Annotated in this window: 27 protein-coding genes and 1 pseudogene; 14 read left to right on the forward strand and 14 right to left on the reverse strand. The window is 70.2% G+C overall.

Features of this window, described 5'->3' with window-relative positions:
* Nucleotides 1-11: 11 nt before the first annotated feature.
* Both ICW72_RS15295 and ICW72_RS15300 read right to left on the reverse strand, forming a co-directional pair.
* The gene (locus ICW72_RS15295) at nucleotides 12-674 is read right to left on the reverse strand and encodes an LON peptidase substrate-binding domain-containing protein (protein WP_191083503.1); all 663 of its coding nucleotides are present in this window, start codon (nucleotides 672-674) and stop codon (nucleotides 12-14) included.
* Between the two features lie 2 nt (nucleotides 675-676).
* Complete coding sequence (locus tag ICW72_RS15300; RefSeq protein WP_191083504.1) at nucleotides 677-1,606, reverse strand: thioredoxin family protein; 930 nt, start codon at nucleotides 1,604-1,606, stop codon at nucleotides 677-679.
* Between the two features lie 134 nt (nucleotides 1,607-1,740).
* Between ICW72_RS15300 and ICW72_RS21110 the strand changes: the two genes are divergently transcribed.
* The 4 genes from ICW72_RS21110 to ICW72_RS20770 are packed head-to-tail and all read left to right on the forward strand — an operon-like array spanning nucleotide 1,741 to nucleotide 4,280.
* Nucleotides 1,741-2,040 carry an SH3-like domain-containing protein gene (locus ICW72_RS21110; protein WP_191083505.1) on the forward strand — a complete coding sequence of 100 codons (300 nt, stop codon included), beginning with the start codon at nucleotides 1,741-1,743 and terminating at the stop codon, nucleotides 2,038-2,040.
* On the forward strand, nucleotides 2,037-2,348 hold the full coding sequence (locus tag ICW72_RS21115; protein WP_269749820.1) for an SH3-like domain-containing protein: 312 nt from the start codon (nucleotides 2,037-2,039) through the stop codon (nucleotides 2,346-2,348). The genes ICW72_RS21110 and ICW72_RS21115 overlap by 4 nt, the downstream gene beginning before the upstream one ends.
* A 1-nt stretch (nucleotide 2,349) precedes the next feature.
* Complete coding sequence (locus tag ICW72_RS15315) at nucleotides 2,350-2,952, forward strand: nitrile hydratase subunit alpha (protein ID WP_191083507.1); 603 nt, start codon at nucleotides 2,350-2,352, stop codon at nucleotides 2,950-2,952.
* Nucleotides 2,949-4,280, forward strand: a complete 1,332-nt coding sequence (locus ICW72_RS20770) for an MFS transporter (protein ID WP_223880624.1) — start codon at nucleotides 2,949-2,951, stop codon at nucleotides 4,278-4,280. The genes ICW72_RS15315 and ICW72_RS20770 overlap by 4 nt, the downstream gene beginning before the upstream one ends.
* Nucleotides 4,281-4,457: 177 nt before the next feature.
* On the opposite strand, the pseudogene ICW72_RS15320 reads toward ICW72_RS20770, so the two are convergent.
* Nucleotides 4,458-4,862 (reverse strand): annotated as a pseudogene (locus ICW72_RS15320) (YqaA family protein); the annotation flags it as partial.
* A 102-nt stretch (nucleotides 4,863-4,964) separates the two neighbouring features.
* Between ICW72_RS15320 and ICW72_RS15325 the strand changes: the two are divergent.
* On the forward strand, nucleotides 4,965-6,437 hold the full coding sequence (locus ICW72_RS15325; RefSeq protein WP_191083509.1) for an NAD-dependent succinate-semialdehyde dehydrogenase: 1,473 nt from the start codon (nucleotides 4,965-4,967) through the stop codon (nucleotides 6,435-6,437).
* A 5-nt stretch (nucleotides 6,438-6,442) separates the two neighbouring features.
* Nucleotides 6,443-7,303, forward strand: a complete 861-nt coding sequence (locus ICW72_RS15330) for an intradiol ring-cleavage dioxygenase (protein WP_191083510.1) — start codon at nucleotides 6,443-6,445, stop codon at nucleotides 7,301-7,303.
* On the opposite strand, the gene ICW72_RS15335 is transcribed toward ICW72_RS15330, so the two are convergent.
* Genes ICW72_RS15335 through ICW72_RS15360 form a run of 6 tightly spaced genes read right to left on the reverse strand, consistent with a single transcriptional unit; the run spans nucleotide 7,300 to nucleotide 14,051 of the window.
* On the reverse strand, nucleotides 7,300-8,619 hold the full coding sequence (locus ICW72_RS15335; protein WP_191083511.1) for a TRAP transporter large permease: 1,320 nt from the start codon (nucleotides 8,617-8,619) through the stop codon (nucleotides 7,300-7,302). The two genes, ICW72_RS15330 and ICW72_RS15335, sit on opposite strands and share 4 nt — an antisense overlap.
* A 4-nt stretch (nucleotides 8,620-8,623) precedes the next feature.
* Complete coding sequence (locus ICW72_RS15340; RefSeq protein ID WP_191083512.1) at nucleotides 8,624-9,163, reverse strand: TRAP transporter small permease subunit; 540 nt, start codon at nucleotides 9,161-9,163, stop codon at nucleotides 8,624-8,626.
* 21 nt (nucleotides 9,164-9,184) lie between these two features.
* A complete protein-coding gene (locus ICW72_RS15345) occupies nucleotides 9,185-10,255 on the reverse strand; it encodes a C4-dicarboxylate TRAP transporter substrate-binding protein (RefSeq protein ID WP_184382457.1) in 1,071 nt (356 codons plus the stop codon).
* 24 nt (nucleotides 10,256-10,279) lie between these two features.
* On the reverse strand, nucleotides 10,280-12,667 hold the full coding sequence (locus tag ICW72_RS15350; RefSeq protein WP_191086284.1) for a xanthine dehydrogenase family protein molybdopterin-binding subunit: 2,388 nt from the start codon (nucleotides 12,665-12,667) through the stop codon (nucleotides 10,280-10,282).
* A gap of 5 nt (nucleotides 12,668-12,672) precedes the next feature.
* Nucleotides 12,673-13,188 carry a (2Fe-2S)-binding protein gene (locus ICW72_RS15355; RefSeq protein WP_191083513.1) on the reverse strand — a complete coding sequence of 172 codons (516 nt, stop codon included), beginning with the start codon at nucleotides 13,186-13,188 and terminating at the stop codon, nucleotides 12,673-12,675.
* Nucleotides 13,185-14,051, reverse strand: coding sequence for an FAD binding domain-containing protein (locus ICW72_RS15360; protein ID WP_191083514.1), 867 nt, complete (start codon nucleotides 14,049-14,051; stop codon nucleotides 13,185-13,187). The genes ICW72_RS15355 and ICW72_RS15360 overlap by 4 nt, the downstream gene beginning before the upstream one ends.
* Nucleotides 14,052-14,149: 98 nt before the next feature.
* Between ICW72_RS15360 and ICW72_RS15365 the strand changes: the two genes are divergently transcribed.
* Nucleotides 14,150-14,761, forward strand: a complete 612-nt coding sequence (locus tag ICW72_RS15365) for a TetR/AcrR family transcriptional regulator (RefSeq protein WP_191083515.1) — start codon at nucleotides 14,150-14,152, stop codon at nucleotides 14,759-14,761.
* A 97-nt stretch (nucleotides 14,762-14,858) separates the two neighbouring features.
* On the opposite strand, the gene ICW72_RS15370 is transcribed toward ICW72_RS15365, so the two are convergent.
* Entirely contained in the window at nucleotides 14,859-15,269 is a 411-nt protein-coding gene (locus tag ICW72_RS15370) for a DUF3775 domain-containing protein (RefSeq protein ID WP_191083516.1), read from the reverse strand.
* Between the two features lie 169 nt (nucleotides 15,270-15,438).
* Here ICW72_RS15370 and htpG point away from each other — a divergent pair, with 169 nt between their 5' ends.
* The gene (htpG, locus tag ICW72_RS15375) at nucleotides 15,439-17,292 is read left to right on the forward strand and encodes a molecular chaperone HtpG (RefSeq protein WP_191083517.1); all 1,854 of its coding nucleotides are present in this window, start codon (nucleotides 15,439-15,441) and stop codon (nucleotides 17,290-17,292) included.
* A gap of 77 nt (nucleotides 17,293-17,369) precedes the next feature.
* Here the strand turns inward: htpG and ICW72_RS15380 are convergent, their stop codons facing one another.
* The gene (locus ICW72_RS15380; protein WP_184382463.1) at nucleotides 17,370-18,371 is read right to left on the reverse strand and encodes a LacI family DNA-binding transcriptional regulator; all 1,002 of its coding nucleotides are present in this window, start codon (nucleotides 18,369-18,371) and stop codon (nucleotides 17,370-17,372) included.
* Nucleotides 18,372-18,555: 184 nt separating this feature from the next.
* Between ICW72_RS15380 and ICW72_RS15385 the strand changes: the two genes are divergently transcribed.
* From ICW72_RS15385 to ICW72_RS15405, 5 genes are read left to right on the forward strand one after another with little or no spacing between them, the layout of a single operon-like run.
* The gene (locus ICW72_RS15385; RefSeq protein ID WP_223880625.1) at nucleotides 18,556-19,932 is read left to right on the forward strand and encodes an LLM class flavin-dependent oxidoreductase; all 1,377 of its coding nucleotides are present in this window, start codon (nucleotides 18,556-18,558) and stop codon (nucleotides 19,930-19,932) included.
* A 31-nt stretch (nucleotides 19,933-19,963) separates the two neighbouring features.
* Nucleotides 19,964-20,935: a Bug family tripartite tricarboxylate transporter substrate binding protein gene (locus tag ICW72_RS15390; protein WP_191083518.1), complete on the forward strand. Its 972-nt coding sequence runs from the start codon at nucleotides 19,964-19,966 to the stop codon at nucleotides 20,933-20,935.
* The gene (locus tag ICW72_RS15395) at nucleotides 20,932-22,293 is read left to right on the forward strand and encodes an acyclic terpene utilization AtuA family protein (protein ID WP_223880626.1); all 1,362 of its coding nucleotides are present in this window, start codon (nucleotides 20,932-20,934) and stop codon (nucleotides 22,291-22,293) included. The genes ICW72_RS15390 and ICW72_RS15395 overlap by 4 nt, the downstream gene beginning before the upstream one ends.
* 1 nt (nucleotide 22,294) lies before the next feature.
* Nucleotides 22,295-22,612, forward strand: a complete 318-nt coding sequence (locus ICW72_RS15400; protein ID WP_191083519.1) for a DUF4387 domain-containing protein — start codon at nucleotides 22,295-22,297, stop codon at nucleotides 22,610-22,612.
* Nucleotides 22,613-22,661: 49 nt separating this feature from the next.
* Nucleotides 22,662-22,982, forward strand: coding sequence for a DMT family transporter (locus ICW72_RS15405; protein ID WP_332308925.1), 321 nt, complete (start codon nucleotides 22,662-22,664; stop codon nucleotides 22,980-22,982).
* Nucleotides 22,983-22,985: 3 nt separating this feature from the next.
* Here ICW72_RS15405 and ICW72_RS15410 read toward each other — a convergent pair whose 3' ends face one another.
* The 3 genes from ICW72_RS15410 to ICW72_RS15420 form a co-directional block, all read right to left on the reverse strand.
* Nucleotides 22,986-23,243, reverse strand: a complete 258-nt coding sequence (locus ICW72_RS15410) for a DUF3297 family protein (protein WP_191083520.1) — start codon at nucleotides 23,241-23,243, stop codon at nucleotides 22,986-22,988.
* 37 nt (nucleotides 23,244-23,280) lie between these two features.
* Nucleotides 23,281-24,570 (reverse strand): Hsp70 family protein, encoded by a 1,290-nt coding sequence (locus ICW72_RS15415; protein ID WP_191083521.1) that lies wholly within the window; start codon nucleotides 24,568-24,570, stop codon nucleotides 23,281-23,283.
* A 105-nt stretch (nucleotides 24,571-24,675) separates the two neighbouring features.
* The gene (locus tag ICW72_RS15420; RefSeq protein ID WP_191083522.1) at nucleotides 24,676-25,542 is read right to left on the reverse strand and encodes a dimethylarginine dimethylaminohydrolase family protein; all 867 of its coding nucleotides are present in this window, start codon (nucleotides 25,540-25,542) and stop codon (nucleotides 24,676-24,678) included.
* Nucleotides 25,543-25,605: 63 nt separating this feature from the next.
* Here ICW72_RS15420 and ICW72_RS15425 point away from each other — a divergent pair, with 63 nt between their 5' ends.
* On the forward strand, nucleotides 25,606-26,934 hold the full coding sequence (locus ICW72_RS15425) for an MFS transporter (protein WP_191083523.1): 1,329 nt from the start codon (nucleotides 25,606-25,608) through the stop codon (nucleotides 26,932-26,934).
* The last annotated feature ends 52 nt before the right edge of the window (nucleotides 26,935-26,986 follow it).

Here is a 26,986-nt window from a genome sequence, read left to right on the forward strand (position 1 = left end):
ATGGGCAAGTTCTAGCTGGGCCGCGCATCGGGCGGAAGGTCGCCGCCATCATGGGCGTCCATGCGCAGCAGGGTGACGAGGGTGGCGGCGCGTTCCGTCAGCGTGGGTGCCTCCAGCAGCGCCTGCTTTTCCGGGATGGCGAAGGGGCAGACCATGGCGAGCGTGGTCACCAGCGTGGGCCCCGACATCTCCTCGATGGCGGACCAGTTGGCCTCGATGCCCTTGGCCGCGAAATAGGGGCGCAGCGCGTCCAGGATTTCGGCATGGGGCACCGGGTCCACCGGCGGATCGAGGTCAGCCAGATAGGCGCCGTAATCCGCCCGCACGCGACGATAGCCGCGCCGCATCTCGATTTCCTCGGCCACGCGGAAGCGCAGCACGCCGGTCAATGTCACCAGCAGCCGCCCATCCTCCGTCTCCGAGAAGGAGGAGACGCGGCCGAGGCACCCCACCCCATAGGTGACGCTGCCGCGCTCACCGCGCGGCTTGGACGGGTCGCCCTGGATCATCCCGAAGAGGCGCCCCTGGCCCAGGCTGTCCAGCGTCATCGCCAAATAGCGCGGCTCGAAGATGTTGAGCGGCAGCCGCCCGCCCGGCAGCAGCAGCGCGCCCGAGAGCGGAAAGATCGCGATCTCGGCGGGAAGCTGCTCCGGCGCGGGCTGGAAAGGGTCCATGCTCAGCGGAACAGGATGGTCGAGAGGCCGCGCCGGGCCTTCATGGTGGCGGGGTCGTCGAAGCCCCAGGCCTCGAAGAACTTCAGAAGCTGCTTGCGCGCGGCTTCCTCGTTCCAGGCGCGGTCGCGGCGGATGGCCTCCAGCAGGGCGTCGGCCGCTTCCTGCCGCTTGTTCATGCCGGCCAGCGCCACGGCCAGCTCGATGCGGGCCTCGTGGTCATCGGGGTTGGCGGCGAGGCGCTGCTCATACTGGCCCAGCATGCCCGCGGCCGCGCGGCCCTGGGCGGCAAGCTCCATGGCGGCGCGCACGGCCGAGATCTCGGGATGCGCCTTCAGCTTGTCGGAGAGGCTGTCCAGCATCTGCTGGGCCTGCTCCTCCTCCTCCAGCGCGATCAGGCAGCGGGCGAGGCCGGCCAGGGCCTCGGCATTCTCGGGTTCCTGCTGGGCGAGGCCCGCGAAGAGTTCCAGCGCGCCCTGGGCGTCACCGGCTTCCAGCAGCGCCTTGGCCTCGGCCAGCATCTCGGCGCTGGGCATCTGCCCGCCGGCCAGCTTGAGCAGGTTCTCGATGAACTTCTTCACCTCGCCCTCGGGCAGGGCGCCCTGGAAGAGGTCCGCGATCTGCCCCTTGTAGAAGGCGGCGACCGTCGGCACCGATTGCAGCGGCAGGCCCAGCTGCGCGAGCTGCTGGACGAGCGCCGTATTCTTGTCGATGTCGATCTTGACCAGCTTCACGCGCCCGCCGGCCGCGCGCACCACCTTCTCCAGCGTGGGCGTCAGCTGCTTGCAGGGCCCGCACCAGGTCGCCCAGAAATCCACCAGGACCGGCACCTCGCGCGAGGCGTTGATGACGTCCTGCATGAAGGTCTTCTGGTCGCCATCCGACACGGGGTCGGGGCGCTGGGACGGGTTCTGGGGGTCGAGGATCACTTCCATGGGAATTTCCTGGGGCCGCCTGTAGATGTTCCGGCGCAGGGATAAGGCAAGAGCGACATCTTGTCTTGTCCGGGCCGCGCGACAACCCGTCCGGACCATTGCGGCGGCGGGGCGGCCGGCACTAGCATCCCGGCATGGACAGCCCCGACCCCGATCGCCCCGCGACCCACGACCTCGGCGGAAACCCGCGCTTCCGCTGCACCCCCGTCGAGCCCGATGACGACGCGCCGCCCAGCGATTTCGACAAGCGGGTGGACGCCGTGCGCTCGGTCCTGCGGGAGAAGGGCTTGTTCACCGTGGACGAGATGCGCTTCAACATCGAGGCGCTGCATGAAACCGAATATTTCGGCCTGACCTATTACGAGAAATGGCTGCGTTCGGTGACGGCCGTGATGGTCCGCAAGGGTGTCATCACCTGGGAGGACATCAAGTGAGCCACGGCGTGCACGACACCGCCCAGGCCCGCTTCGCCCCCGGCGCGCGGGTGCGGGTGAAGCCTGGCCGGCCGGAGCGCATCGCGCCCATGCATCTGCGCACCCCGCATTACGTGCGCGGGCGCGAGGGGGTGGTGGCGCGCGCGCTGGGCCGCTTCCCCAACCCCGAGGATCTGGCCTTCGGCCGCCCGGGCGAGCCGCGCATCCTCTACCATGTCGAATTCGACCAACCCCCCGTCTGGGGCGAGGGCGAGGCCGGCGACACCGTGCTGATCGAGATCTTCGAACATTGGCTGGAGGAAGCCTGACATGGCCGGAACCCCGCTGCCCGAGAGCGTCGAACTCCTGGACAAGCTCGTCGCCGCGCTCAAGCGCCGCGGCGTGCTGGTGGAGGAGGACATCCAGCGCTGCCAGACCCAGGCCGAGCGCGCGAAGCCCGAGACCGGCGCCCGCATGGTGGCCCGCGCCTGGCTGGACCCCGAATTCCGCACCCTGATGCTGCGCGACGGCACCGCCGCCGCCGAGAGCTTCGGCGTGGCCATGAAGGGCGCGCCCCCGCTGGGCGTGCTGGAAGACACGGACCGGCTGCACCACCTGGTCGTGTGCACGCTGTGCTCCTGCTATCCGCGCGCGGTCATCGGCTACCCGCCGCATTGGTACAAATCCGCCGCCTATCGCGCGCGGGCGGTGCGTGAACCCCGCGCCGTGCTGGCCGAATTCGGCACGGTGCTGCCCGCCGGCGTGCAGGTGCGCGTGGTGGACAGCACGGCCGACTACCGCTGGATGGTCCTGCCCACCCGTCCCCCCGGCACCGAGGGATGGAGCGAGGAGGAACTTGCCGCCATCGTCACGCGGGATTGCCTGGTGGGGGTGACCCTGCCGCAGGCGGAGAAGCGTCAAGCCGCGGCGTGAGCAGTACCGATGCCGATGGCCTGCCCCCCGGACGGCGGGGGCTGGCCTCGGCCTGCATTGCCGCCGGCATCACCGTCACCGTGCTGGACGCGGCGATGCTCAACATCGCCCTGCCCTCGGCCGCCGCCGATCTCGGCCTGACGCCGGCCGAGGCGGTCTGGATCGTCAACGCCTATCAGATCGTGGTGGTGGGCACGCTGATCCCCATGGCGGCGCTGGGCGAGATCTTCGGCTTCCGCCGCGTCTGGGCCTGGGGGCTGCTGGTCTTCTCGCTGGCGGCCATGGTGTGCTCGGTCGCGCCCAGCTTCGAGGCGCTGCTGGCCGCGCGCATGGTGCAGGGGCTGGGCAGCGCCGCGGTGATGAGCCTGACGGCGGGGCTGGTCCGCCACACCTACCCGGCGGCGCAGCTGGGCCGTGCCATCGGGGTGAATTCCATGACGGTGGGGCTGGCCTCGGCCGCCGGGCCGTCGTTGGGGGCGGCCGTGCTGGCGGTGGCGCCCTGGCCGGCCGTGTTCATCGCGCACATCCCCATGGGGCTGGCGGCGCTGGTCTTCGGGCTGAAATTGCTGCCGCGCGTGCCGGGGCGGCGGCGGCCCTTCGACATCACGGCCGCCGCGCTGAACGTGGCCGCCTTCGGCCTGGTCTTCCTTGGCATGGATCTGCTGTTGCACGCGCCCTGGGTGGCGGTGCCGGCGCTGCTGGGGGGCATGCTCTGCGCCGCCGCGCTGGTACGGCTGGAGATGGCGCGGCCCGTGCCGCTGCTGCCGCTGGACCTGCTGCGGATCCGGGTGGTGCGGTTTGCCGTCTCGGCCTCGGTGCTGATGTTCGCGGCGCATATGCTGCTGGTGATCAGCCTGCCCTTCCACCTCTCGGCGGCGGGGTTCAGCCCGGTGCAGATCGGCATGATCATCACCCCCTATCCGCTGGCGGTGGGCTTGCTCGGCCCCATCGCGGGGCGCTGGGCGGACCGGGCCAATTCCACCCTGACCTGCGTGCTGGGCGGGGTGTTCCTGGCCACCGCGCTGGTGATCCTGGCCCTGGTGCCGCCGAGCATGGTCTGGGCCGTCTGCGGGGCGCTGCTGCTGGCGGGGGTGGGCTTCGCCGGTTTCCAGTCGCCCAACAACCGGGCGATGCTCTCAGCCGCCCCGCGCGCGCGGGCGGGCAGCGCGGGGGGCATGCAGGCCACGGCGCGGGTGCTGGGGCAGAGCACCGGCGCCGTCACCGCCGCCGCCTGCTTCACCCTGGCGGGGCCGTGGCTGGGCTTTCTCTGCGGGGTGGCGTTCGCGCTGGCGTCCAGCACGCTGAGCCTGGTGCGGGGGCGCGGTTAGCCGCTCAGAGAAGCCGCAGCGCGGCGAACCCCCCACCAGCAGCACCACAAACAGAGAAAACATCAGCCCCAGCCGCTTCTCGATGAATTGCTGGATGGGCGGGCCGAACTTCCACAGCAGCGCCGCCACCAGGAAGAAGCGCAGCCCCCTTGCGGCGATGCTCGCCACGATGAAGACCGGCAGCGACAGCGCCGTGGCGCCCGAGAGGATGGTGATGACCTTGTAGGGGAAGGGCGTCACCCCCGCGATCAGCACCGCCCAGGCGCCCCACTCATTGTAATGGCTGGAGAAGTCCTCGAAATACGCCGCCTTGCCGTAGAATTCCAGCACCGGCCGCCCCAGCGTCTCGAACATGCCGTAGCCGATGAAATACCCGGCCACACCCCCCAGCACCGAGGCCACCAGCGCCACCCCCGCGATCACGAAGGCGCGCGAGGGTCGGGCGATGATCATCGGGATCATCAGCACATCGGGCGGGATGGGAAAGACGGAGCTTTCCAGGAAGGACACCACCGCCAGCGCCCAGAGCGCATGCGGCGTGCGCGCGAGCGAAAGCGTCCAGTCGTAGAGGCTGCGAATCATCCCTGGGCCTTACCATTGAAGGCAGGCCGCACGCCATGCCGGGCGGCGCTGACAAATGCCCCGCGCCCGGCCTATCCTGCCCCCAACACAGGAGGACATGCCATGCTCGACGCCACCGCGAAGCTGCCGCTGAAGGACCCCTCGCTGTTCCGCGAGGCCAACCTCATCAACGGCGAATGGGTCCAGGCCGACAGCGGCAAGACCGTCGCCGTCCGCAACCCCGCCACGGGCGAGGTCATCGGCCATGTCCCCGCCATGGGCACCGCCGAGACGCGCCGCGCCATCGAGGCCGCGCACGCCGCCTTCGGCGCCTGGCGCAAGCTGCTGGCCAAGGAACGCGCCGCCATCCTGCGCCGCCTGCATGACCTGATGCACGCGAATGCCGATGACCTCGCCGCCATCATGACGGCCGAGCAGGGCAAGCCGCTGGCCGAGGCCAAGGGCGAGGTGGCCTATTCCGCGAGCTTCCTCGAATGGTTCGCCGAGGAAGCCAAGCGCGTCTATGGCGACACCATCCCCCACAACGCCCAGGGCCGCCGCGTGATCGTGCTGAAGGAGCCGATCGGCGTCTTCGCCGCCATCACGCCCTGGAATTTTCCGAGTGCGATGATCACCCGCAAGGCCGGCCCGGGCTGGGCCGCGGGCTGCACGGGCGTGATCCGGCCCGCCAGCCAGACGCCCTTCTCGGCGCTGGCGCTCGGCGTGCTGGCCGAGCGCGCGGGGATGCCGCCCGGGGTGTGCAACGTCATCACCGGCCCGGCCTCGGAGACGGGGAAGGAGCTGACCTCCAACCCGCTGGTGCGGAAGTTCAGCTTCACCGGCTCGACCGAGGTGGGGCGCACCCTGCTCGCGCAATGCGCCACCACGGTGAAGAAGACCAGCATGGAGCTGGGCGGCAACGCGCCCTTCCTGGTGTTCGACGATGCGGACCTGGATGCCGCGGTGCAGGGCGTGATGGCGTCCAAGTACCGCAACACCGGGCAGACCTGCGTCTGCGCCAACCGCATCCTGGTCCAGGCCGGCGTCTATGACGCCTTCGCGGCCAAGCTGAAGGTGGCGGTGGAAGGGCTGAAGGTCGGCAATGGGATGGAGCCGGGTGTCACGCAAGGCCCGCTCATCAACGCCGATGCGGTGGCGAAGGTGGAGGAACACATCAGCGACGCCACCTCCAAGGGCGCCAAGGTGCTGACCGGCGGCAAGCGTCACGGCAATGGCGGCAATTTCTTCGAGCCCACCATCCTGACCGGCGTGCCCGCCGGCGCGCTCTGCTTCCGCGAGGAAACCTTCGGCCCCGTGGCGCCGCTGTTCCGCTTCGAGACGGAGGAGGAGGGCATCGCACTCGCCAATGACAGCGAATTCGGCCTGGCCGCCTATTTCTACGCGCGCGATGTGGGCCGCATCTTCCGCGTGGCCGAGGCGCTGGAGAGCGGCATCATCGGCATCAACGAGGGCATCATCTCCACCGAGGTGGCGCCCTTCGGCGGCGTGAAGCAGTCCGGGCTGGGCCGCGAGGGCAGCAAATACGGCATCGAGGACTACCTCGAGATCAAGTACCTCGCGATGGGCGGCCTCTGACCCCCATGCGCGACTTCGACGAGGCCAGCATCACCGACGCGGTGCTGGCCCGCTTCGACCAGACGCCCGACCCGCGCCTGCGCCAGGTGATGCAGGCCCTGGTGCGCCATTTGCACGGCTTCGTGCGCGAGGTGGAGCCGAGCTTCGAGGAATGGCAGGCGGCCATCGCCTTCCTCACGCAGACCGGGCAGACATGCGACGACAAGCGGCAGGAATTCATCCTGCTGTCGGACACGCTGGGCGTGTCCATGCTGGTGGACGCCATCAACCACCGCCTGCCGGAGGGGGCCACGCCCACCACGGTCCTCGGCCCCTTCCATGTGGCGGGTGTGGCGGAGAAGCCGCTCGGCAGCGTGCTGGCGAATGGCGTGGACGGCGAGCGGCTGCACGTCTCGGGCCAGGTGACGAGCGCCGATGGCACGAAGCTGGCGGGCGCGCTGCTGGACATCTGGCATTCGGATGCGGAGGGCTTCTACGACGTGCAGCGCGCCGAGGGCCCGGTGCCGGAGCTGCGCGCCTGCTTCCGCACCGATGCCGAGGGGCGCTTCCACTTCTGGACCATCACCCCCACCGCCTATCCGGTGCCGACCGATGGGCCGGTGGGCGCCATGCTGCAGGCCACCGGCCGCCACCCCATGCGACCCGCCCATGTGCACTTCATGATCAGCGCGCCCGGCCACGAGACGCTGGTGACGCATGTCTTCGCCGAGGGCGATGAATACCTGGACAGCGACGCGGTCTTCGGCGTGAAGGACGCGCTGGTGGTGCCCTTCGCGCCGCAGCCGCCGGGTGTCGCGCCCGACGGCACGGTGTTGGACGCGCCCTGGCGTACCCTGCGCTACGATTTCGCGTTGAAACGAGTCTAGCCCACCAGCGCCGTCGCGATCGCCGGCACGAAGGCGATCAGCACGAGTGCCGCGCCCATCACCAGCACATAGGGCAGGGCGCCGGCGAAGATGGTCTCCACGCCCACCCTTGGGTCGCCCAATGTGGCTTTCACGGTGAAGACCGAGATGCCGAAGGGCGGCGTCAGCAGCCCCATCTCGACCGCGATGATGACCATGATGCCGAAATGGATCAGGTCGAACCCCATGGCCTGCGCGATGGGCGCGCCGATGGGCACCATGATCAGCAGGATGGAGGTGCTGTCCAGGATCATGCCCATCAGCAGCACGATGACCACGAAGGCGGCCAGGAAGCCGTAGGGGCCGAGGCCCATCGTTTCCACCATCTCGCCGATGGCCTGGGGCACGCCCGCCATGGAGAGCATGCGCGAATAGAGGCTCGCCGCGATCAGCAGGAAGAGGATGGAGGCCGAGACCAGCCCCGTCTCGCGCAGCACCCGCCAGAATTTCGGCCAATCGAGCTGCCGCCGCGCCAGCGCGATGACCAGCGCGCCGGCCGCACCCACCGCGCCGGCCTCGGTCGGCGTGAAGAAGCCGCTGTAGAGCCCGCCCAGGATCAGCACGACCAGCAGCAGGATGGGCACGGCCTTGGCCACCATCTCGCCCGCCGGCATGTCGCGCTCCGGCACCGCGGGCGCGGGGGCGGCGGCGGTCATGATCCGGTGCGGGAAGAAGGCGGCGCGCACCCAGATCAGCGCCACGAAGCCCAGCGCGATGATGATGCCGGGCAGGATGCCAGCCACGAACATGCGGCCGATGGAAACCTCGGCCAGCACGCCATAGACGATCATCAGCAGGGAGGGCGGGATCAGCATGCCCAGGATGGAGCTGCCCGCCACCGTGCCCGTGGCGAAGCGCATGGAATAGCCATGGCGCACCATCTCCGGCACCGCCACCTTGGTGAAGACGGCGGCGGAGGCGATGGACACCCCCGTCACCGCCGCGAAGATGGCGTTCGCCCCCACCGTCGCCATGCCAAGCCCGCCGCGCAGTCGGCGCAACAGGGCCTGCGCCACCTCGAAGGTGTCGCGCCCCACATTGGAGACGCTGACCAGCAGCCCCATCAGCACGAACAAGGGAATGGTGGCGAAGAGGTAGTCCTGGATGCCCGAATAGGTGGACATCGCCGTGAAGCGGAAGGCCAGGTCCGGATTGTCGCGGATGAGCCACACGCCCACCGCCCCCGTGCCGATCAGCGTGATGCCGATGGGCAGGCCCAGCATGATGAGGCCCACCATGACGCCGATCAGCGTGAAGCCCAGCGTGATGTCTTCCATGGCGTCAGCGTCCCCGGATGGCGCTGGGCAGCAGCGCGAGATGGGCGACGGCGCCGGCCGTCCCCCCCAGCACGATTAGCGCGCGGAAGGGCCAGGTGGGCACGGTGAAGAGGCCCTGCACGCCGAAGAATTCCCGCAGCGCCAGCGAATTCCATACGCCGGGCCAGGCCGCCCAGGCGATGAACGCCATGACGGCGGCCCCCACCAGCAGGAAGGTCACCTCCATGGCGCGGCCCAGCGCGGGTGCCGCGCGGGCGATGCGGTCTATCAGGAAGTCCGCCCGCGTCATGCGGCGCTGGTGGATGGTGGCGCCGATCTGCAGGAAGACGATGCCCACCACCGAATGCGCCGCGATCTCGGCCACGCCCGTGATGGGCGCGTTCAGGAAGGAACGCCCGATGACGTCCGCGCAGATCAGCAGCATCAGCCCGAAGGTCCAGATGGTGCCGATGGCGGCCAGCGCATCGAGCGCGATCCGCACCGGGTCGAAGCCGGTGCGTTCGGGCGCGGCGTCGAGCGCCGCCATGTTCGTCTCATCGGCCATGGCGGCACTCCTGTCCGTGGTTCAGGCGGTCACTTCGCGGTCCCAATCGCGGCCGGGCGTCTGGCCCGCGCCACGGATGGCGGCGAAATAGGCGTTGAGCACATCGCGCGAGGCGGGGCCCGAGCTGCGCGCCCAGGTCTGCGCGATGTTGGGCAAGCCGCTGATCCAGCGCTGGCGCTCGGCGGGCGCGAGGGTGGTGATGATGGCGCCCTTCTGCACCATCTCCGCCTCCGCGGCCGCGATGCGCGAGGACACGTCCTGGATGTGCGCGACGGTGGAGGCCTTGCCGGCGGCCGTCATCGCGCGGCGCACGGGCTCGGGGAAGCGGCCGAAGCGCTGGCGGTTGGCCGCGATGCCGCCCACATACATCGCGCCCACATCGCATTTGCAGATGTGCCGCGCGACCTCATAGACGCGCGTCGGCAGGATGCCCACGAAGAAGGAGAGCGCGCCCTCGGACACGCCGGTCTGGATGTCGGTGTAGTAGGTGGTCAGCGCGCCATCCACCGGCGTGGCCCCCGTGCCGGACAGCCAGTTCGCGCTGGTGCCGGGTGCGGAGATCTTGCGGTTCCGCAGGTCATCCAGCGTGCGCACCGGGAAGGTGGACCAGATGTGGTAGGTGTCCGTGATGAAGGAGGAGAGCGGCACCATGTTCAGCGAGGACCAGTTCTCGCGGATGGCCGGCACGTTCTCGTTCATCGCCTCGAAGGCGTTGGCCACCACCGCGTGGTCACCGGTGGCGAAGGGCGTGAAATAGGTGACGTTCTGGAGGGGCATGGTGCTGCCCTCCCACAGCGTGCCGACATAGCCGATGTCGGTGATGTTGTCGCGCACCGCCTCCATCGTGTCCTGGAAGCGGTAGAGCGTGCCGCCATAGGCCTCGCGCCAGTTGATGCGGTGGGTGTTGCCGTTGTCGCGCAGGAATTTTTCCGTCTCCGGCTGGAAGACGTTCTTCATCATGGACACCCAGAAGTTGGCCACCGGGTGGGATGAGGCGATGGTGACGTTCAGTGCCGTCTGCGCCTGCGAATGCACAGCGAAGAGGGGCAGGGCGGCGGCGCCGGCGGCCAGGCTGCGGCGATGGATGGACATGTTTCTTTCCTCCCGTTCCCGGCGTCAGAAGCGGCCCAGCGCGGCCAGGATTCGCGCGGGGGTGAAGGGCTGTTCCAGCACTTGCGCGCCCAGCGGCGCCAGCGCGTCATTGATGGCGTTCAGCAGCGCCCCGGGCGCGCCCGCCGTGCCGGCCTCGCCCGCGCCCTTGGCGCCGAGCAGGCTTTCCTTCGTCGGCGTCTCGACATGGCCCACATGGATGTCCGGCATCTCGGCCGACATGGGCACCAGGTAGTCAGCCATCGTCGTGGTCAGCAAATTGCCGCGCTCATCATAGACGCAGTGTTCGTAGAGCGCGCCGCCCAGCCCCTGCACCACGCCGCCGCGCACCTGTTCGTCCACCAGCAGCGGGTTCACGACGCGGCCGCAATCCTCGACCACCCAATGCTCCAGCAGCTTCACCATGCCGGTGTCGGTGTCCACCTCGGCCCAGCAGGCCTGGATGCCGTTGGTGAAGGCGAAGGGGTATTCCTTGGTGATGAAGTGGCGCGTCTGCACCAGCTCACGCGGCAGGTCACGTGGCAGGGTGTCGCCACGGAAATAGACGATGCGGCCGAGCTCGTGCAGCGTCATCCGCTCCGCCCCCGTCGCGCGGTCGGTGATGTGACCCATCACGATGTCGAGGCTCTCGGGTGGCGCCTGGAGCATGGCGCCCGCCACCTCCAGGATCTGCGCCTTCAGCGCCAGCGCCGATTGCAGCGCCGCCTCGCCGCCGATGCCCGCCCCGCGGCAGGCCCAGGTGCCGCCGCCATAGGGGGTGTTCAGCGTGTCGCCGGTGATGATCTTCACCCGCTCCACCGGCACGCCCACGCCATGCGCCACGATCTGCGCCAGGATGGCCTCGGTGCCCTGCCCCTGTTCCGTGACGCCGGAGGAGGCGACGACCGACCCGTCCGGGTCCATCCGCACCGTGCAGCCATCCTGCGCGGAAATCCGCGCGCCGCCGATGCCATACATGAAGGGCGAGGGGTTGGTGAGTTCAATGAAGGCCGCGAAGCCCAGGCCGCGATAGACGCCCTTCTTGCGCTGTTCGGCCTGATCGGCACGGATGCGCGCCACCGGCACCATCTCCAGCAGCTTGTCGAGCGAGGCGTGGTGCGACAGCCCCTCGAAGCGCATGCCCGGCGGCGAGGTGAAGGGGTAGGCGTCGTCGCGGATCATGTTGCGCCGGCGCAGTTCGATGGGGTCCATCCCCAGCGCGCGCGCCGCCATCTCCACCAAGCCTTCCGTCACCGCCGTCGCGATGGGGTGGCCCACGGCGCGATACTGGCAGGTGGGCGCCTTGTTCTGCAGCACCACGCGCGTGGTGCAGCGGTAATGCGCGAAGTCATAGGGCCCGCCCACCAGGTTCACCACCTGGTTGCCCTCCATGGCCGAGGTGCGCGGATAGACCGAATAGGGCCCGATGCCGGTCAGATCATCCACGTCGAAGCCGATGATGGTGCCATCCGCCTCCACCGCCATCCGCGCCTTGATGCGATGGTCGCGGGCATGGATGTCGGAGGCGAAGCTCTCGAAGCGGTCGGCGATGAACTTCACCGGCCGGCCGAGAATGCGCGCCATGGCGGCGACGGCGACCTCGTCCGGATAGACATGCACCTTGATGCCGAAGCTGCCGCCCACATCCTTGCAGATGACGCGGACCTGGCCTTCCTCCATCCGCAGATGCTTCGCATAGACGGTCTGCATCATGTGCGGGGCCTGGGTGGCCTGGTGCACCGTCAGCGTGCCATCCGCGCGGTTGTAGTCCGCGATGATGGAGCGTGGTTCGAGCGTCACGCCCGTATGTCGGCCCGTGACGAAGGTGGCCTCCACCACCTTGTGCGCGGCGGCGAAGGCCGCGTCCACATCGCCCTTGGTGGCGGTGCGGGTGAAGACGAGGTTGTCGCCCAGCTCGGGGTGGATGACGGTGGTGCCGGCATCCAGCGCCGTCTCCATGTCGGTCTGGGCGGGCAGGGGGTCCCAGTCCACTTCAAGGGCCGCCACGCCATCCTCGGCGGCGGCGCGGGTGTCGGCGAGCACGGCCACCACCGCCTCGCCCTGCCAGGTGGCGCGTTCCAGCGGCAGCGGGTGCTGCGGCGCGGATTTCATGCCCTTCAGATGGTCCAGCACCGCCACCCAGGGGTCGCAGACCTTGGCGAGGTCGGCGCCGGTGAAGACGCGCACCACGCCGGGCACCGCCAGCGCCGCCTCGGTGCGGATGGCGAGGATGCGCGCATGGGCGTGCGGGCTACGCAGGAAGGCCGCGTGCAGCATGCGCGGCAGCACCACATCATCCGTGTAGGTCGCGCGGCCCTGCACCAGCTTGGGCAGATTGGGCCGCGGCACCGAGCGGCCGATATAGGAGTTGGGCAAATCCTCGCGCGAAAGGCCGATGCTGGCGGGCGTTGGCATGTCGTTCACCGGCCGGCCTCCTGCGTGCGATCACCTCGGCCGGCATCGGCCGGGGTGTGAATCGCCCGCTCCGACAGCGTCGCGGCCACCGCGTCCACAATCGCCTGGTAGCCGGTGCAGCGGCAGTAATTGCCCGACAGATGCTCGCGGATCGCCGCACGGTCCGCATCGGCGTGGTGGCGCAGGATGTCGGCCGCCGCCATCACCATGCCCGGCGTGCAGAAGCCGCATTGCGCGGCGTTGCGGGCCACGAAGGCCTCCTGCAAATCCGCCACCTCGCCGCTGTCGGTCAGCCCCTCGATGGTGGTGACCTCGGCGCCGTCCAGGCTGGCGGCCAGCACGAGGCAGCCGCGCACGATCTCGCCATCCACCCGCACCGTGCAGGCGCCGCAGACGCCATGCTCGCACCCGGCGTGCGAGCCGGTGAGGCCGAGATCGAGCCGCAGGAAATCGATCAGATGGCGGCGCGGTTCGACATGGCGCGTCACACGCTCGCCATTGACGGTCAGGGTGATCATCATGCGGCCTGCTCCGTGGCGGGCGTGAAGGATTGCAGCGCGCGGCCCAGCAGCACGCGGCAGAGGTGGCGCTTCATGGCGGGCGGGCCGTGCAGGTCCGCGGGCGGGTCGAGGTCCCCCTCCAGCGCCGCCTGGGCGGCGGCGATGGCGGCAGCGTCCAGCACACGGCCTTCCAGGGCGGCATTGGCGTTCTTGGCCAGCACCGGGCCCTCGCCCACGCCGAAGAAGGTGAGGCGGGGCGAGGCGATGCGTCCATCGGCACCCAGGTCCAGCACCGCCGCCAGCCCGGCCATCGCGTAGTCGCCGCTGCGCCGCGCCACCTCCAGGATCGTGGCGCGCTGCGACGGCCCGGCCAGCGGGAATTCGACGGCGGCGATGATCTCGCCGGGTTCCAGCGCCGTGGTCAGCAGGCCGGTGAAGAATTCGGTGGCCTTGATGCGCCGCTCGCCGCCTGCGCGCGCCAGCACCAGCGTGGCATTCAGCGCCACGGCGCAGGCCGGCAATTCGGCGGCCGGATCGGCATAGGCCAGGCTGCCGCCGATGGTGCCGCGGTTGCGGATGGCGGGGTGCGCGATGTGCGGCACGGCCTGCGTCAGCAGCGGCGCGTGGCGGGCCACCAGCGCGTCCCGCCCCAGCTCCGCATGGCGCGTCAGCGCGCCCACGCGCAGCACGCCGCCGGTCACCGTGATGCCGCGCAATTCGGGAATGCGGGTGATATCCACGAGGGTGCCAGGCTCGGACAGGCGGAAGGCGAGGGTGGCCAGCAGCGTCTGCCCGCCCGCCAGGATTTGCGCCCCATCCCCCAGCGCGCGCCACAGCTCATCCAGGCTCGACGCGCGCAGATATCCCAGTGCGGGCCACTTCATGAACGCTGCTCCCTGCGCGAGACTGCACGCCCCGCGCCACTTGTTGATCAATTGATCAGCGGCGGGCAGCATGTTGTCAAGCGAGAGGAAGCAGAGGTTTGGACGGACCCCCGCCGCCATCGCCACGCCGCCGGCTGGAGCCCGAGGCGCGGCGCGAACAGATCCTGGACGCCGCCGTGGCGCATTTCGCCGAGGTGGGGCTGGGCGGCACCACGCGTGACCTCGCGCGGCGCGCGGGCGTGACCCAGGCGCTGGTCTACCAGTATTTCGGCAGCAAGGCGGAACTGACCGAGGCCGTCTTCGCCCGCGTCTATCTGGACCGGCTGGACCCGCGCTGGGTGGACGCCATCCGCGACCGCGCCACCCCCATCGAGGCCCGGCTCCGCGCCTTCTACGCCGCCTACACGCGCGCCATCTTCACCTATGAGTGGATGCGGATCTTCATGTGGGCGGGCCTGGCGGGCGAGGTGCTGAACCGCCGCTACCTCGACCATGTGGGCGAACGCCTGCTGGCCCCGCTGCGCGAGGAGATCGCGGCCAGCCCGGGCCTCGCGCCGCCTTCGATGGAGGATATGTGGAACCTCCATGGCGGCATCGTCTATATCGGCATCCGCCGCTTCATCTACCACCTGCCGACGCCGGAGGACCCCGCGCCGGCCATCGCGGCGGCCGTGGCGCGGTTCCTGGCGGGGCTGCGTCCGGCGGCCTAGAGCATGCTGCGTTCACATGCGTTCACGCAGCCTGCTCCAGCCTTCGTGGAGAGCGGGATTCAACGTTTTCGGTGATTCCACCTCAACGCATCCCGCTCTAGCCCTCCTCCTCCGGCGGCCGGCCGAGGGCGGCGAGCCCCTCGGACAGCAGCTCCCCCAGCAGCGGCATTTCGCCCAGGTAATGCGGCGCGGTGCCGTCGGCGTTGCGCTCGCGCGCCTGGCGCAGCACCTGCGTCCACTCCGTCGCGTCGAAATCACCGCGGCCGATCCAGGTCAGCGCGATCAGCGCGGCCTGCTCGTCCTCGTTGAGGTTCGCGATCATCCCCGCCACCGCGCGGCCCATCTCGCGCGGGCTGACATCCTCGGGGTTCTCGGGGTCCTGCACGGGCTCGTTCACCGCCTCCTCCTGCACCTCGTCGGCGGCGCGGGCGGCGGCGATGATGGCGACAAGGGTGGGCATGTCGAGGATGAGGTCCACCTCCCCCTCACGGTCGGGCAGGCCGCTCATGGGCGCCCCGCGGGCGGATGGGGTTTCGGTTCGGTCGCTGGGGTCATGGCCTTCCTCCGGGCGTGCCACGGAGAACGGGGGCCTGGCATGGCGGTTGCGAGCCGGCTTGAATCCTCGCCGCGCCCCGCGCATATCGCCGCCGCCCAAGACCTTTGTTGAGGACCAGATCATGACCGAATCCGTCGAACGGCACAGCTTCGGCGCCGAGGTGGGCCGGCTGCTGGACCTGGTGGTCCACGCCCTCTACTCCGAGCGCGAGATCTTCCTGCGCGAACTGGTGGCCAACGCCGCCGACGCGGTGGACCGCCGGCGCTTCGAGGCGCTGACCAACCCCGACCTCTCCCTGCCCGACGCGCCGCGCGTGCGCGTGGTGCCCGACAAGGCGGCCCGCACGCTCACCATCAGCGACAACGGCATCGGCATGGACAAGGCCGAGCTGGCGCAGCATTTGGGCACCATCGCGCGCTCGGGCACGCTGGCCTTCACGCGCGCCATGGCGGAGAGCCAGGCCAGCGACAAGCCCAGCCTCATCGGCCAGTTCGGCGTGGGCTTCTACTCGGCCTTCATGGTGGCGGAGCGGGTGGAAGTGACGTCGCGCCGCGCGGGCCAGCAGGAAGCCTGGGCCTGGGCCTCCGAAGGGCGCGGCGAATACACGCTGGCCCCCGCCACGCGCGAGGAGGCCGGCACCGACATCGTGCTGCACATGAAGTCCGACGCGGAGGAATTCCTGGAACCGCTGCGCCTGCAGACCATCATCCGCAAATGGGCGGACCACATCACCCTGCCCATCATGGTGGTGAAGGATGGTGAGGAGCAGGCGGCCAACGAGGGCACGGCGCTGTGGCGCAAGCCCAAGTCCGAGATCACCGAAGAGGCCTACGCGGAATTCCACCGCCATCTCGGCCATGTCTTCGACACGCCCTGGGCCACGCTGCATTGGCGCGCCGAGGGCACGCTGGAATTCACCGCGCTGCTCTTCATCCCCGGCATGAAGCCCTTCACGCCCGTGGAGGAAGCCCGCGAAAGCCGGCTGCGCCTGCATGTGCGGCGGATGTTCATCACCGATGAGGCGGCACTCCTGCCGCCCTGGCTGCGCTTCGTGAACGGCGTGGTGGACACGGAGGATTTGCCGCTGAACGTCTCGCGCGAGATGTTGCAGGCGACGCCGGTGCTGGCCCGCATCCGCCGCGCCGTCACCGCCCGCGTGCTGTCGGAACTCAAGACGCGCGCGAAGGATTCCGAGGGCTACACGCCCTTCTGGGAAAACTTCGGCGCCACGCTGAAGGAAGGCGTGTGGGAGGATGCCGAGCACCGCACGGAAATTGCCGCGCTGCTGCGCTTCCGTTCCTCCGCGCAGGAAGGCTGGACCTCGCTCGCCGACTACATCGCGCGCATGAAGGATGGCCAGCAGGAGATCTACTTCCTGGTGGGCGATGACGCGGCGGCCCTGGCGAAGTCGCCGCAGCTGGAGGGCTTCCGCGCGCGCGGGCTGGAAGTGCTGCTGCTCTCCGACCCCATTGACGCCTTCTGGCCGGAGCGCCTGGCGGGCTTCGAAGGCAAGGCGCTGCGCAGCATCACCCAGGGCCAGGTGGACCTCTCCGAACACAAGGTGGAAGGCGAGCCGGCGCCCGATCTCGCCGCGCTCCTGCCCCTGCTGCGCGAGGCGCTGAAGGAGGATGTCGCCGCCGTCGAGGAAACCGCGCAGCTGGTGGACAGCGCCGCCGTGCTGGCCGCCCAGGCCGGCGCGCCGGACCTCGCCATGCAGCGCATGATGCGCCGCGCCGGCCGCGCCTTCGGTCCGGACCGCGCCGTGCTGCGCCTCAACCCGCGCCACGCCTTGGTGCGGCGCCTGGCGGCGCAGGCCGAGGCGGGCGAGGACGTCACGGAGATGGCCGGGCTGCTGCTCGACCTCGCGCGCGTGCAGGATGGCGACGCCCCGCGTGCCCCCGCTGCCTTCGCGCGGCGCGTCACGGCGGCGCTGGCAGGCGTCCGATCGGCTTCGGCGGAATCGCCGGAGCCGTGAATCGGCCGAATGGCAGGCGTCCGATCGGCTTCGGCGGACGCGCCGGAGCCGTGAATCGGCCGCCCAGAAGGATCTGATCAGCCCAGCCGCGCCGAGCCCCGCCGCACCACCCGGGCGCCCAGCGTGATGGTCTCGTCGGGGGCGAAGGGGTTGGCGATGCGCGCCTCCAGCAGGTCCAGCGCGCGCGTCACCATGGCGGAGAGCGGCTGGGCCGCGGTGGTCAGCGCATAGGCGGGGCGGGCGGCCTCGGCGATGTCGTCGAAGCCGGTGACGGAGACATCCTCCGGCACGCGCAGCCCGCCGGCGCGCAGCGCGTCCATCACGCCCAGCGCGATGATGTCGCTGACGGCGAAGACCGCGTCGGGCCGCACATCCACCAGCCGCTGCCCGGCGGCGTAGCCCGCCTCGTAGGAGGAGACCGCCTCCTCCCGCGCCACGGGGGTGAGGCCGGCCTCGGCCAGGCGTTCCAGGAAGCCGTGCTCCCGCTCCAGCCCCGGGGAGCTGCGGCCCCCCACATGCACCACGGCGAAGCGCCGGTGCCCGGCCTCCAGCAGAAGGCTCGCCATCTCGCGCGCCCCGGCGCGATTGTCGCAGGTGACGGCGCTGGCGTGCAGCCGCGCCACGCGGCTGACCATGACGACGGGCACGCGATGCCGCGCGCAGATTTCCGCCGCGCGCGAGGACAGGTCCGCCGAGGTGATGAGGCAGCCATCGAGCTGATAGCCGAGGATGGCGCCCGCCGTGTCTTCGTCCACCGCGCCCTCACCCGCATGCATCACCAGGAAGCGCAACCCGCGCGTCGCGGCCTCCTGCACGGCCAGTTGCAGAAGCTGGGTGTAGAGCGGGTTCTCGGTCGGCCCCAGCGCCAGGCCGATCAGGCCGCTGCGCCCGGAGGCCAGGCCCCGCGCCACGGCATTGGGCAGGTAGCCCTCCTCCGCCGCCAGGGCCGCGATGCTGCGGCGCACGGATTTGGAGATGCGCGGATCACCCCGCAGCGCGCGCGAGACGGTGGAGGGTGAGACGCCGGCGCGGCGCGACAGGGTCACGATGGTCACGCGCGGGCCGTTGCTGTCGTCCATGCCTGTCTCTGTCCTCCACGCGGCGGGTGCGCGCAAGCGTCAGCACAACTTACCCCGAGATCGTGCCAGGAAGGCAGGCAAAACCTCAGAAAAAATTTGTGCGAACGTTTGCGCAAAACCGCTGGACGCCGCCCCGCCGTCCCGCCTAGGTTCGGACGAGAGGAAACACAAGGTGCGACGCCCCATGTCCATGAAAGATGGCCGCCAGATCGCCATGGTCGGCTTCCTGCAGGCGCAGAACTGCTCCATCGCGCCCGGCTCCTGGCGGCACCAGGCCAACCCCATGGACTTCCTGACGCCGGCCTATTTCCAGCGCATCGGCCGCGTGCTGGAGGAGGGGAAGTTCCACCTGGCCTTCTTCGACGATCGCCTGGCCATGCCCGACATCTATGGCCACGACCACCGCGAGGCGGTGGAGAACGGCATCCGCGTGGTGAAGATGGACCCTGCCACCATCCTGGTCTCCATCGCCGGGGCCACGAAGCATCTGGGCCTGGGCGCCACCTACTCCACCACCTATTACGAGCCCTTCCATGTGGCGCGTCTCTTCGCCACGCTCGACCTGATGACGGAGGGCCGGGCGGCCTGGAACATCGTCACCTCGCTGAATGATTCCGAGGCCGCGAATTTCGGCCGGGCCGAGCATCTGGAGCATGACCTCCGCTACGACCGTGCGGATGAATTCGTCGAAGTCGTCATGGGCCATTGGGACAGCTGGGAGGAGGGCGCCATCATCGGCGACAAGGCCAGCGGCCGCTTCGCCGATGGGTCCAAGGTCCATGCGCTGAACCACCAGGGCACCTATTTCCGCTCCAAGGGCCCGCTGCCGGTGACCCGCTCGCCGCAGGGGCATCCGGTGCTGATCCAGGCGGGGCAGAGCGGCCGTGGCCGCCGCTTCGCCGGCCGCTGGGGGGAGCTGATCTTCGTGGTCTACCCGACCATCGAGGCCGGCCGGAAGCAATATGCCGAGCTGAAGCAGGCCGTGGCCGATGCGGGGCGTGATCCGGACAAGGTGACCGTGGCGCCCGCCTGCTATGTCTGCGTGGCTGAGACGCGGGCGGCGGCCGAGGCGAAGCGCGACTATGTGCTGTCGCTGTCGAAGCCCATGGACGCGCTGGTGCTGCTGTCCGAGGTGACGAATTTCGACTTCGCCAGCAAGGACCTCGACTCCGAATTCACGGATGAGGAGCTGCGCAAGATGTCCTGGACCGGCTTCAAGGACCGCGTAGTGGCGCTCAGCGGCAAGCCCAACCCGACCGTGCGCGACTTCGTGCATTTCTCGGGCCGCGGCACCATCCGTGAATTCCCCATCTTCTGCGGCACGCCGACCGACGTGGCCGACCAGATGGAGGAATGGTTCACCAGCCGCGCCTGCGACGGCTTCGTGCTGGTGGCGACGCAGATGCCCGGCGCCTTCGAGGATTTCGCCCGGCTGGTGGTGCCGGAACTCCAGCGGCGTGGCCTTTATCACAAGGACTACGCCGGCAGCACGCTGCGCGAGAACCTTGGCCTGACCCGTCCGAACGCCGGGGATTGGAAGAAGACCGATCGCGGCCGCTGAACGCCGCGACGCCACAAGGGAGAAACGACACATGACACATGGCATCACCCGCCGCGCCGCACTGGGCGCGGGCCTCGCGCTGCCCGCGCTGGCCACGGCCGGCGCGCAGGAGGCATGGCCCGCGCGCCCCGTGCGCATCATCGTGCCCTATGCCGCGGGCGGCGGCACCGACATCACCACGCGCGCCATCGCCGAGGGCCTGGCCACCCGCTTCGGCCGCAACTTCGTGGTGGAGAACCGCCCCGGTGCGAACGGCATCGTGGGCACCGAGGCCGTGACCCGCAGCCCGCCCGATGGCTATGTGCTGGGCGCGCAGACCAGCACGCATGTCATGGCGAAGTATCTGGGCCCGCTGCCCTTCGACCCGCTGAATGACATCACGCCCATCGCGCTCACGGCACGCTACCCGCTGGTGCTGATGGCCTCCGCCCGCGCGCCCTTCACCGATGTGGCGGGGCTGCTGGAAGCCGCCCGCGCGCGGCCGGGCGTGGTGGCGCAGGCCAGTTCGGACGCGCAATCCTCCATCACCGCGCGGCTCTTCGCGGCGCGCGCCGGCGTGGACATCATCGAGGTGCCCTATCGCGGCAGCGGCGCCTATATCGCGGACCTGACGGCGGGCCATTTGCCCGTGGCCTGGGGCAGCCCGGCCACCGCGGCGCCGCTGGTGGCGGCGGGGAATATCCGCATCATCGCCGTGTCCTCGCCCGAGCGTTCGCCCTTCCTGCCCGAGGTGCCCACGCTGCGCGAGGCGGGGGTGCAGGGTGCGGACTTCATCGGCTGGTTCTGCTGGCTGGCGCCGCGCGGTCTTCCTACGGAGATCGCCAACCGCCTCAACACCAACATCAACGAATTGCTGGCCGAGCCCGCCATGCGCGAACGCTGGCGCACGCTGGGCATGGAGACGGTGCCGCTGACCGTGCCGCAATTCGCGCAACTCCTCCGCGACGATGACGCCAAATGGGCGCAGGCCTCGCGCGAGGGCCTGCTGAGGCCATCCACATGAACGAAATCCGCATGCTCTCGACCAGCGGGATCCTCGGCTATGGCTATGCCGAGGACTCGCTCCGCCGCGGAATGGCGCGGGAGCCGCACATCATCGGCGCCGATGGCGGCAGCACGGATCCGGGGCCGCATTACCTCGGCGCCGGCACCAGCTTCTGCAACCGGATGGCGGTGAAGCGCGACCTGAAGCTGATGCTGCAAGCGGCCGTCGCCGCGCGCATCCCCTGCATCATCGGCACCGCCGGCGGCGCGGGGGGCGAGCCGCATTTGCAGGACACCGCCGCGCTGGTGCGCGAGATCGCCCGCGAGGAGGGCCTCTCCTTCCCCATGGCGCTGATCCATGCGGAGCCCGACCGCGCGACGCTGCACCGGATGCGCGAGGGCGGGCGCACGAAGCCCCTGGCCAGCCTGCCGGAGCTGGACGCCGCGACCATTGATCGCGCCGAGCGCATCGTCGCCATGATGGGCCCCGAGCCCATCGCCCGCGCGCTCGACCAGGGCGCGCAGGTCATCCTCTGCGGCCGCAGCAGCGACCCCGCGCAATGGGTGGCGCCCGCGCTGCGCGCCGGCATTCCGCCCGCCCCCGCCTGGTATGCCGGCAAGATGCTGGAATGCGGCGCCGAACCCGCCGTGCCCAAGGAGCCCGACTGCCTGCTGGTCACGCTGCGCGACGACCACCTGGTCTGCGAGCCGCCCAACCCCATCCGCCGCTGCACGCCGCTCTCGGTCGCGAACTTCGCCCTGCACGAGAACGCCAGCCCCATCCACCACCTGGAGCCGGGCGGGATGCTGGACACGGAGCATGTGCGCTTCGACCCCGTCTCCGACCGCGCCGTGCGCGTCTCCGGCATGACCTGGACGCCGGCCGACACCTACACCGTGAAGCTGGAGGGTGTGGAGCGCGCGGGCTATCGCGCCATCACCCTCTGCGGCACGCGCGACCCGGTGCTGATCGGCCAGATTGACGACTACCTGAAGGGCCACCGGCAGCGCGTGGAGATGAAGACCCAGGCCATCGGCATCCCGGGCCATGCGTGGCAGATGAAGCTGCGCGTCTATGGGCAGGATGGCGTGATGGGCGCCTGGGAACAGGCCGCGACCACGGCGCCGCACGAACTCGGCTTCGTGGTGGAGGTGCTGGCCGACAGCCAGGAGATCGCCGACGGCGTGCTGGCCGTGGCCCGCACCAGCCTGCTGCACGCGGACTTCCCGGGCCGCCTGTGCCGCGAGGGGAACATGGCCTTTCCCTTCTCGCCCTCCGACATTCCGCTGGGGCCGCTGTATCGTTTCAGCGTGTTCCATCTCTGCGTGCCGGATGATCCCTACGCGCTGTTCCCCATCGAGCATGAACGGGTCTGACATGCCACGCATTCGCGACATCGCGCAGGTCTGCAAGAGCAAGAATGCCGGCCCCTTCCTCGTCACCATTGACGTGCTGTTCGAGGATGCTTCGGTCTACCGCCAGGTGAAGGCGACGGGGGTGCTGAACGCGGCGCTCTTCGCGCGTCTCTACGGCGTGCCGGAGGAGAAGGTGCTCTTCACCCCCTATGACGCCGCGCTGGCCTTCAAGGCCACGCTGCCGCGCCTGGTGCCGGCGGGCGATTTCGGCGACACCGACGTCTATGGCGCCCAGCAGCACGCGCCCCTGCTGGAGGTGGAGGTGCCTCTGAACGCTTGACCCCACCCAGCCCCGCCCCTACCGCTGCGCCCCGCAACGGAGACGACGCATGGGCATGGCCTGGCTGACCCTTGGCGCCGCGGGCCTCTTCGAGATCGCCTGGGCGGTGGGGCTGAAATACACGGTGGGGTTCACGCGGCTCTGGCCGTCGGTCTTCACCGTCTCCGCGATGGTGGCGAGCTTCTGGCTGCTGTCGCTGGCGCTGAAGGTGCTGCCGATCGGCACGGCCTATGCGGTGTGGACCGGCATCGGCGCCACCGGCACGGCCATCATCGGCATGGCCTTCCTGGGCGATGCGGTGAGCCTGCCGCGGCTGCTGGGCATCGGCATGATCGTGGGCGGGATCCTGGTGCTGAAGGCGGCCGGGTAGGGCTCAGCCCCCAGGCGTTTCCTCATGCAGGTAAGGCTCCACCGGCCCCGTCAGCTTCAGGGTCAGCGGGCGGCCCTTGCGGTCCACGCTCTTGCCCATGCTGACGCGCACCCAGCCTTCGGAGACGCAATACTCCTCGACATTGGTCTTCTCCTGCCCCTTGAAGCGGATGCCCACGCCGCGCTTCAACAATTCCTCGTTGTAGAAGGGGCTGCTGGGGTCGCTGGAGAGACGGTCGGGGAGGGTGGGGGTATCGGTCATGGTGGGATGTCATAGCGTCTGATCGCCTTCGGTGGAATCACCGAAGGCGTGAATCAGCCGCGGGGCTGCAGGCCAGGGCGGCGGCCTTGCCAACGGGTTCCATCAGCGCCAACCCCTCCGCCACCGAGACGAAGGCGCCGCCCGCCACCACCCGCGCCGCGCCGAAGCGTTCGGTGAAGATCGCCCGCACCGCCGGCACCAGCGAGGTGCCGCCCGTCAGGAACACCCGGTCCACATCGCCAGGGCCAATGCCCGCATCCACCAGCGCCGCATCCACCGCCGCGCCGATGCGCGCCAGTTCCGGCGCGATCCAGCCCTCGAACTCCGCGCGCGCGATGGGCACGTCGAGATCGAGCCCGGCCTCGTGGAATTGCAGCCGCGCCTCCTCCGCCCCCGACAGCGCGGCCTTCACGCCCGAGACGGCGCGGTAGAGGGCATAGCCCGCCTCCTCCTCCAGGAAGCGCAGCAGGCGTTGCAGCGCGTCCGGCTCCTCGGCGGTGGCCGCCACCTCGCGGATTTCGCGCAGGGTGCGCGGCGCGCGCATCAGCGACAACTGGTTCCACCGCGCGAAGGCCAGGTACCAGGCGGGCGGCACCGGCAGCGGGTTGCCGCCCATCACACGATAGGTGCCGCCCTTGCCCAGATGCGGCGACACCACATGGTCAATGATGCGGAAATCCAGCGCATCGCCCGCGATGCCCACGCCCGATTGGCCCAGCGCCGTGACGCGGCCTTCGTGGGGCACGAAGCGCAGCACCGAGAAGTCACTGGTGCCGCCGCCGAAATCGGCCACCAGCACGGTGGCGGGCCCATCCAGGTCGCGCGCGAAAAGCTGGCCCGCGCCGGCGGGTTCCAGCGCCAGCGTCACGTCACGCAGCCCGGCCTGGGCCAGCGCCGCGCGCAGCCGCGCCTCGCCCAGCGCGTCATCGGCGCGCTCGCCCACGAAGCGCACGGGGCGGCCCACGATGACCTCGGCCTCATCGAGATGCGCGCGGAAGGGCGCCAGCCATTCGCGCAGGAAGAGGGAGATCAGCGCGGGCAGGTCATAGCCGCGGCCCAGGATGCGCGTCTCGGTGAAGCTGGCCTGGGCCAGGTAGCTCTTCATGGACATGATGAGCCGGTTCTCGAAAGGCTCCTCCAGATAGGCGGCGATGGCGGCCGGGCCGGCGGCGTGCATGGCCCGCCCGCCCGCGCCGCGCCAGAAGCTGAGGACGGAGCGGAACACCTCGCCCGTGTCATGGCGCAGCACCTCCACCCGCCCATCGGGGTGGCGCAGCGCGGCGACGCTGTTGGTGGTGCCGAAATCGAGACCGAGGCGCGGGCGCATGGGCGGAGCTTCCGAAAGGGCCGCGGGTTGAAGCCCATCGCGCCCTGGCTGGCAAGCGTGCCTGTTTGCGCGACTGATTCACCGCTCCGGCTGCGCCTGCGCGGATCAGGCGCGGAGCGGGTCCCTTCGTAGGGGCATGGTCAGGCAATGCGCCCCACCCCCGCCGCGCGTGATGACGCGCAAATCGGGGTCCAGCACCGTGATCCCCTCCGCCCGCAGCGCCGCGTTCAGCCGCGCGCTGTGAAGCGCCGAGATCACCCGGTCCTCGCCCAGCGAAAGCAGGTTGCAGGAGAGGTCCATCACCTCGCGGTAGCTTGTGTCCAGCAGGGCGATGCCATGGCCCGACAGCCATTCCACGAAATCGGGGTCCAGCACCTGGGTGCAGCCCACCGCCAGCCGGTCATTCACCATGCAGAACACGACGTCGAGGTGCAGGAAATGCTCGTCGAGCGGCACGAGGCGCACCTCCCACCCCTCGGCCGCGAACCAGCCGGCCAGTTGCCGCGCGCCATCCAGATCCGTGCGCGTGCCGGTGTGCCCGATGGCCAGCAGCCCGGGGCGGATGATGGCAATGTCGCCGCCCTCCACATGGCCATGATTGGCATAGCGCCAGATGGGGCAGCCCAGCCTCTCGTAGAAATGGATCACCGGCGCGTACTCGCCCTGGCGCTCCGGCTTGAACATGTGCGTGACGACCGGCCCCCAGGGCGTCATCTGGCTGCTGTCGCGCGCATAGACCTGGTAGCCGAGATGGGGTTCGGGCCTCAGGTAGTGCCGCCGCACGCCGGCACCTTCCAGCGCCTCCTCCAGCTCCCGGAATTCCCGGCGGACGGCCTGGGGGTCGGGCCGCGCGCCGGACGCGATATTGGCGCGGGCCACGGCGTTCAGCGGCAGCCAGTCATAGTTGTCGGGCGGGCAGAGCAGCACGTCGCGCAGCACGCCCGTCTCGGAATCCACGCCCCATGTGCCCATCCGGGAATCTCCCTCTACCATCGCGCCCATGACAGCCCCTTTGCGCCCGCGCGGCCAGAGACGATGAACCGCCTGGCGCTCTGGCGCATGGGGGTGGTGGGGTTCGGCAGCCTGGTGGTGCCGCTGGACAGCGCGCTGAACATCGCCTTCCCCGCCATCACCGCGCATTTCGGCCTGCCATTGGCCGGCATCCAGTGGGTCGTCATCGCCTATGTGCTGACCTATGGCAGCCTGATGCTGGGCATCGGCCGGCTGGGCGACATCTTCGGCCATGCGCGCGTCTTCCGCGCCGGCCTGGCGGTGAGCGCGGCTGCCTGCCTGCTCTGCGCCCTGGCGCCGAGCTACCCGCTGCTGCTGGCCTGCCGTGTCTTGCAGGGGGTGGGGGCGGCGCTGGTCATCAGCTGCGGGCCGGCCCTGGTCACGGCGCAGGTGCCGGAGGCGCTGCGGCCGCGGGCGCTCGGCCTCTACGGGCTGATGTTCGCGGCGGGCTCCGTGCTGGGGCCCTTGGCGGGCGGGGTGCTGGTGGCGGCGTTCGGTTGGCCGGGCGTGTTCTGGTTCCGCACCCCGCTCTCGCTGCTGGCGCTGCTGCTGGCCTGGCGCCTGCCCGGCGCGCCCCTGCCGGCGCGGCGCGAGCCCTTCGACGCGCCGGGCGCCCTGCTGCTGGCCGCCGCCATCGGCGGGCTGCTGCTGGCGGTGAACCAGGCGCGGCACCTGGGCGAGGGCGGATGGCTGGCCCCCGCCCTCATCCTGCTGGCCGGCGCCGCCGCCTGGGGCTTCCTGTGGCGCAGCCGGCGCGTGGCGCATCCGGTGCTGGACCTGTCGGTGTTCCGCCTGCCGGGCTTCGCGGCGCTGAACACGGCCGTGGTGCTGGCGCATATGGCGGGCTTCGCGGTGCTGCTCTTCGTGCCCTACCACCTCGTGGGCGTGGCCGGGCTGCCGACGGGCTGGGGCGGGCTGGTGCTGGCCGTCTCGGCCATGGGCAGCATGGCGGCCTCGCTGGCGGCGGGCTGGGGCACGGGTCGCGTTCCCGCCGCCCTGCTGGTACGGCTGGGGGTGGGCTGCACGGGACTTGGGCTGGCCGCCATCGCCTTCTGGACCGGGGCCACGCCGCTGCCCTGGATGCTGGCCGCGCTGCTGCTGCATGGGGTGGGGCTTGGGCTGCTGACGGTCGCCCATGCCGAGATCGTCACCGGCAGCCTGCCGCGCGCCCAGCGCGGCGTTGCCGGAAGTCTTGCCATGATGACGCGCACATTGGGGGTGGTGATGGCGGCCTCGCTTCTCACCCTGGTCTTCGAGCAAGTGCCGGGCGGATTTCAACAAGGCTTCGCGGCCAGCCTCGGCGCCGCCGCCCTGCTTTGCGGGCTGGCCCTTCTGCTGCTGTCACGGCGCTGAAACCGGGCCCCCGGGGCCGCGTTGGCGCAGTGTAGCGAATCGGGAGGCAGCC

It is taken from the genome of Roseococcus microcysteis (assembly GCF_014764365.1).
Taxonomy (GTDB): domain Bacteria; phylum Pseudomonadota; class Alphaproteobacteria; order Acetobacterales; family Acetobacteraceae; genus Roseococcus; species Roseococcus microcysteis.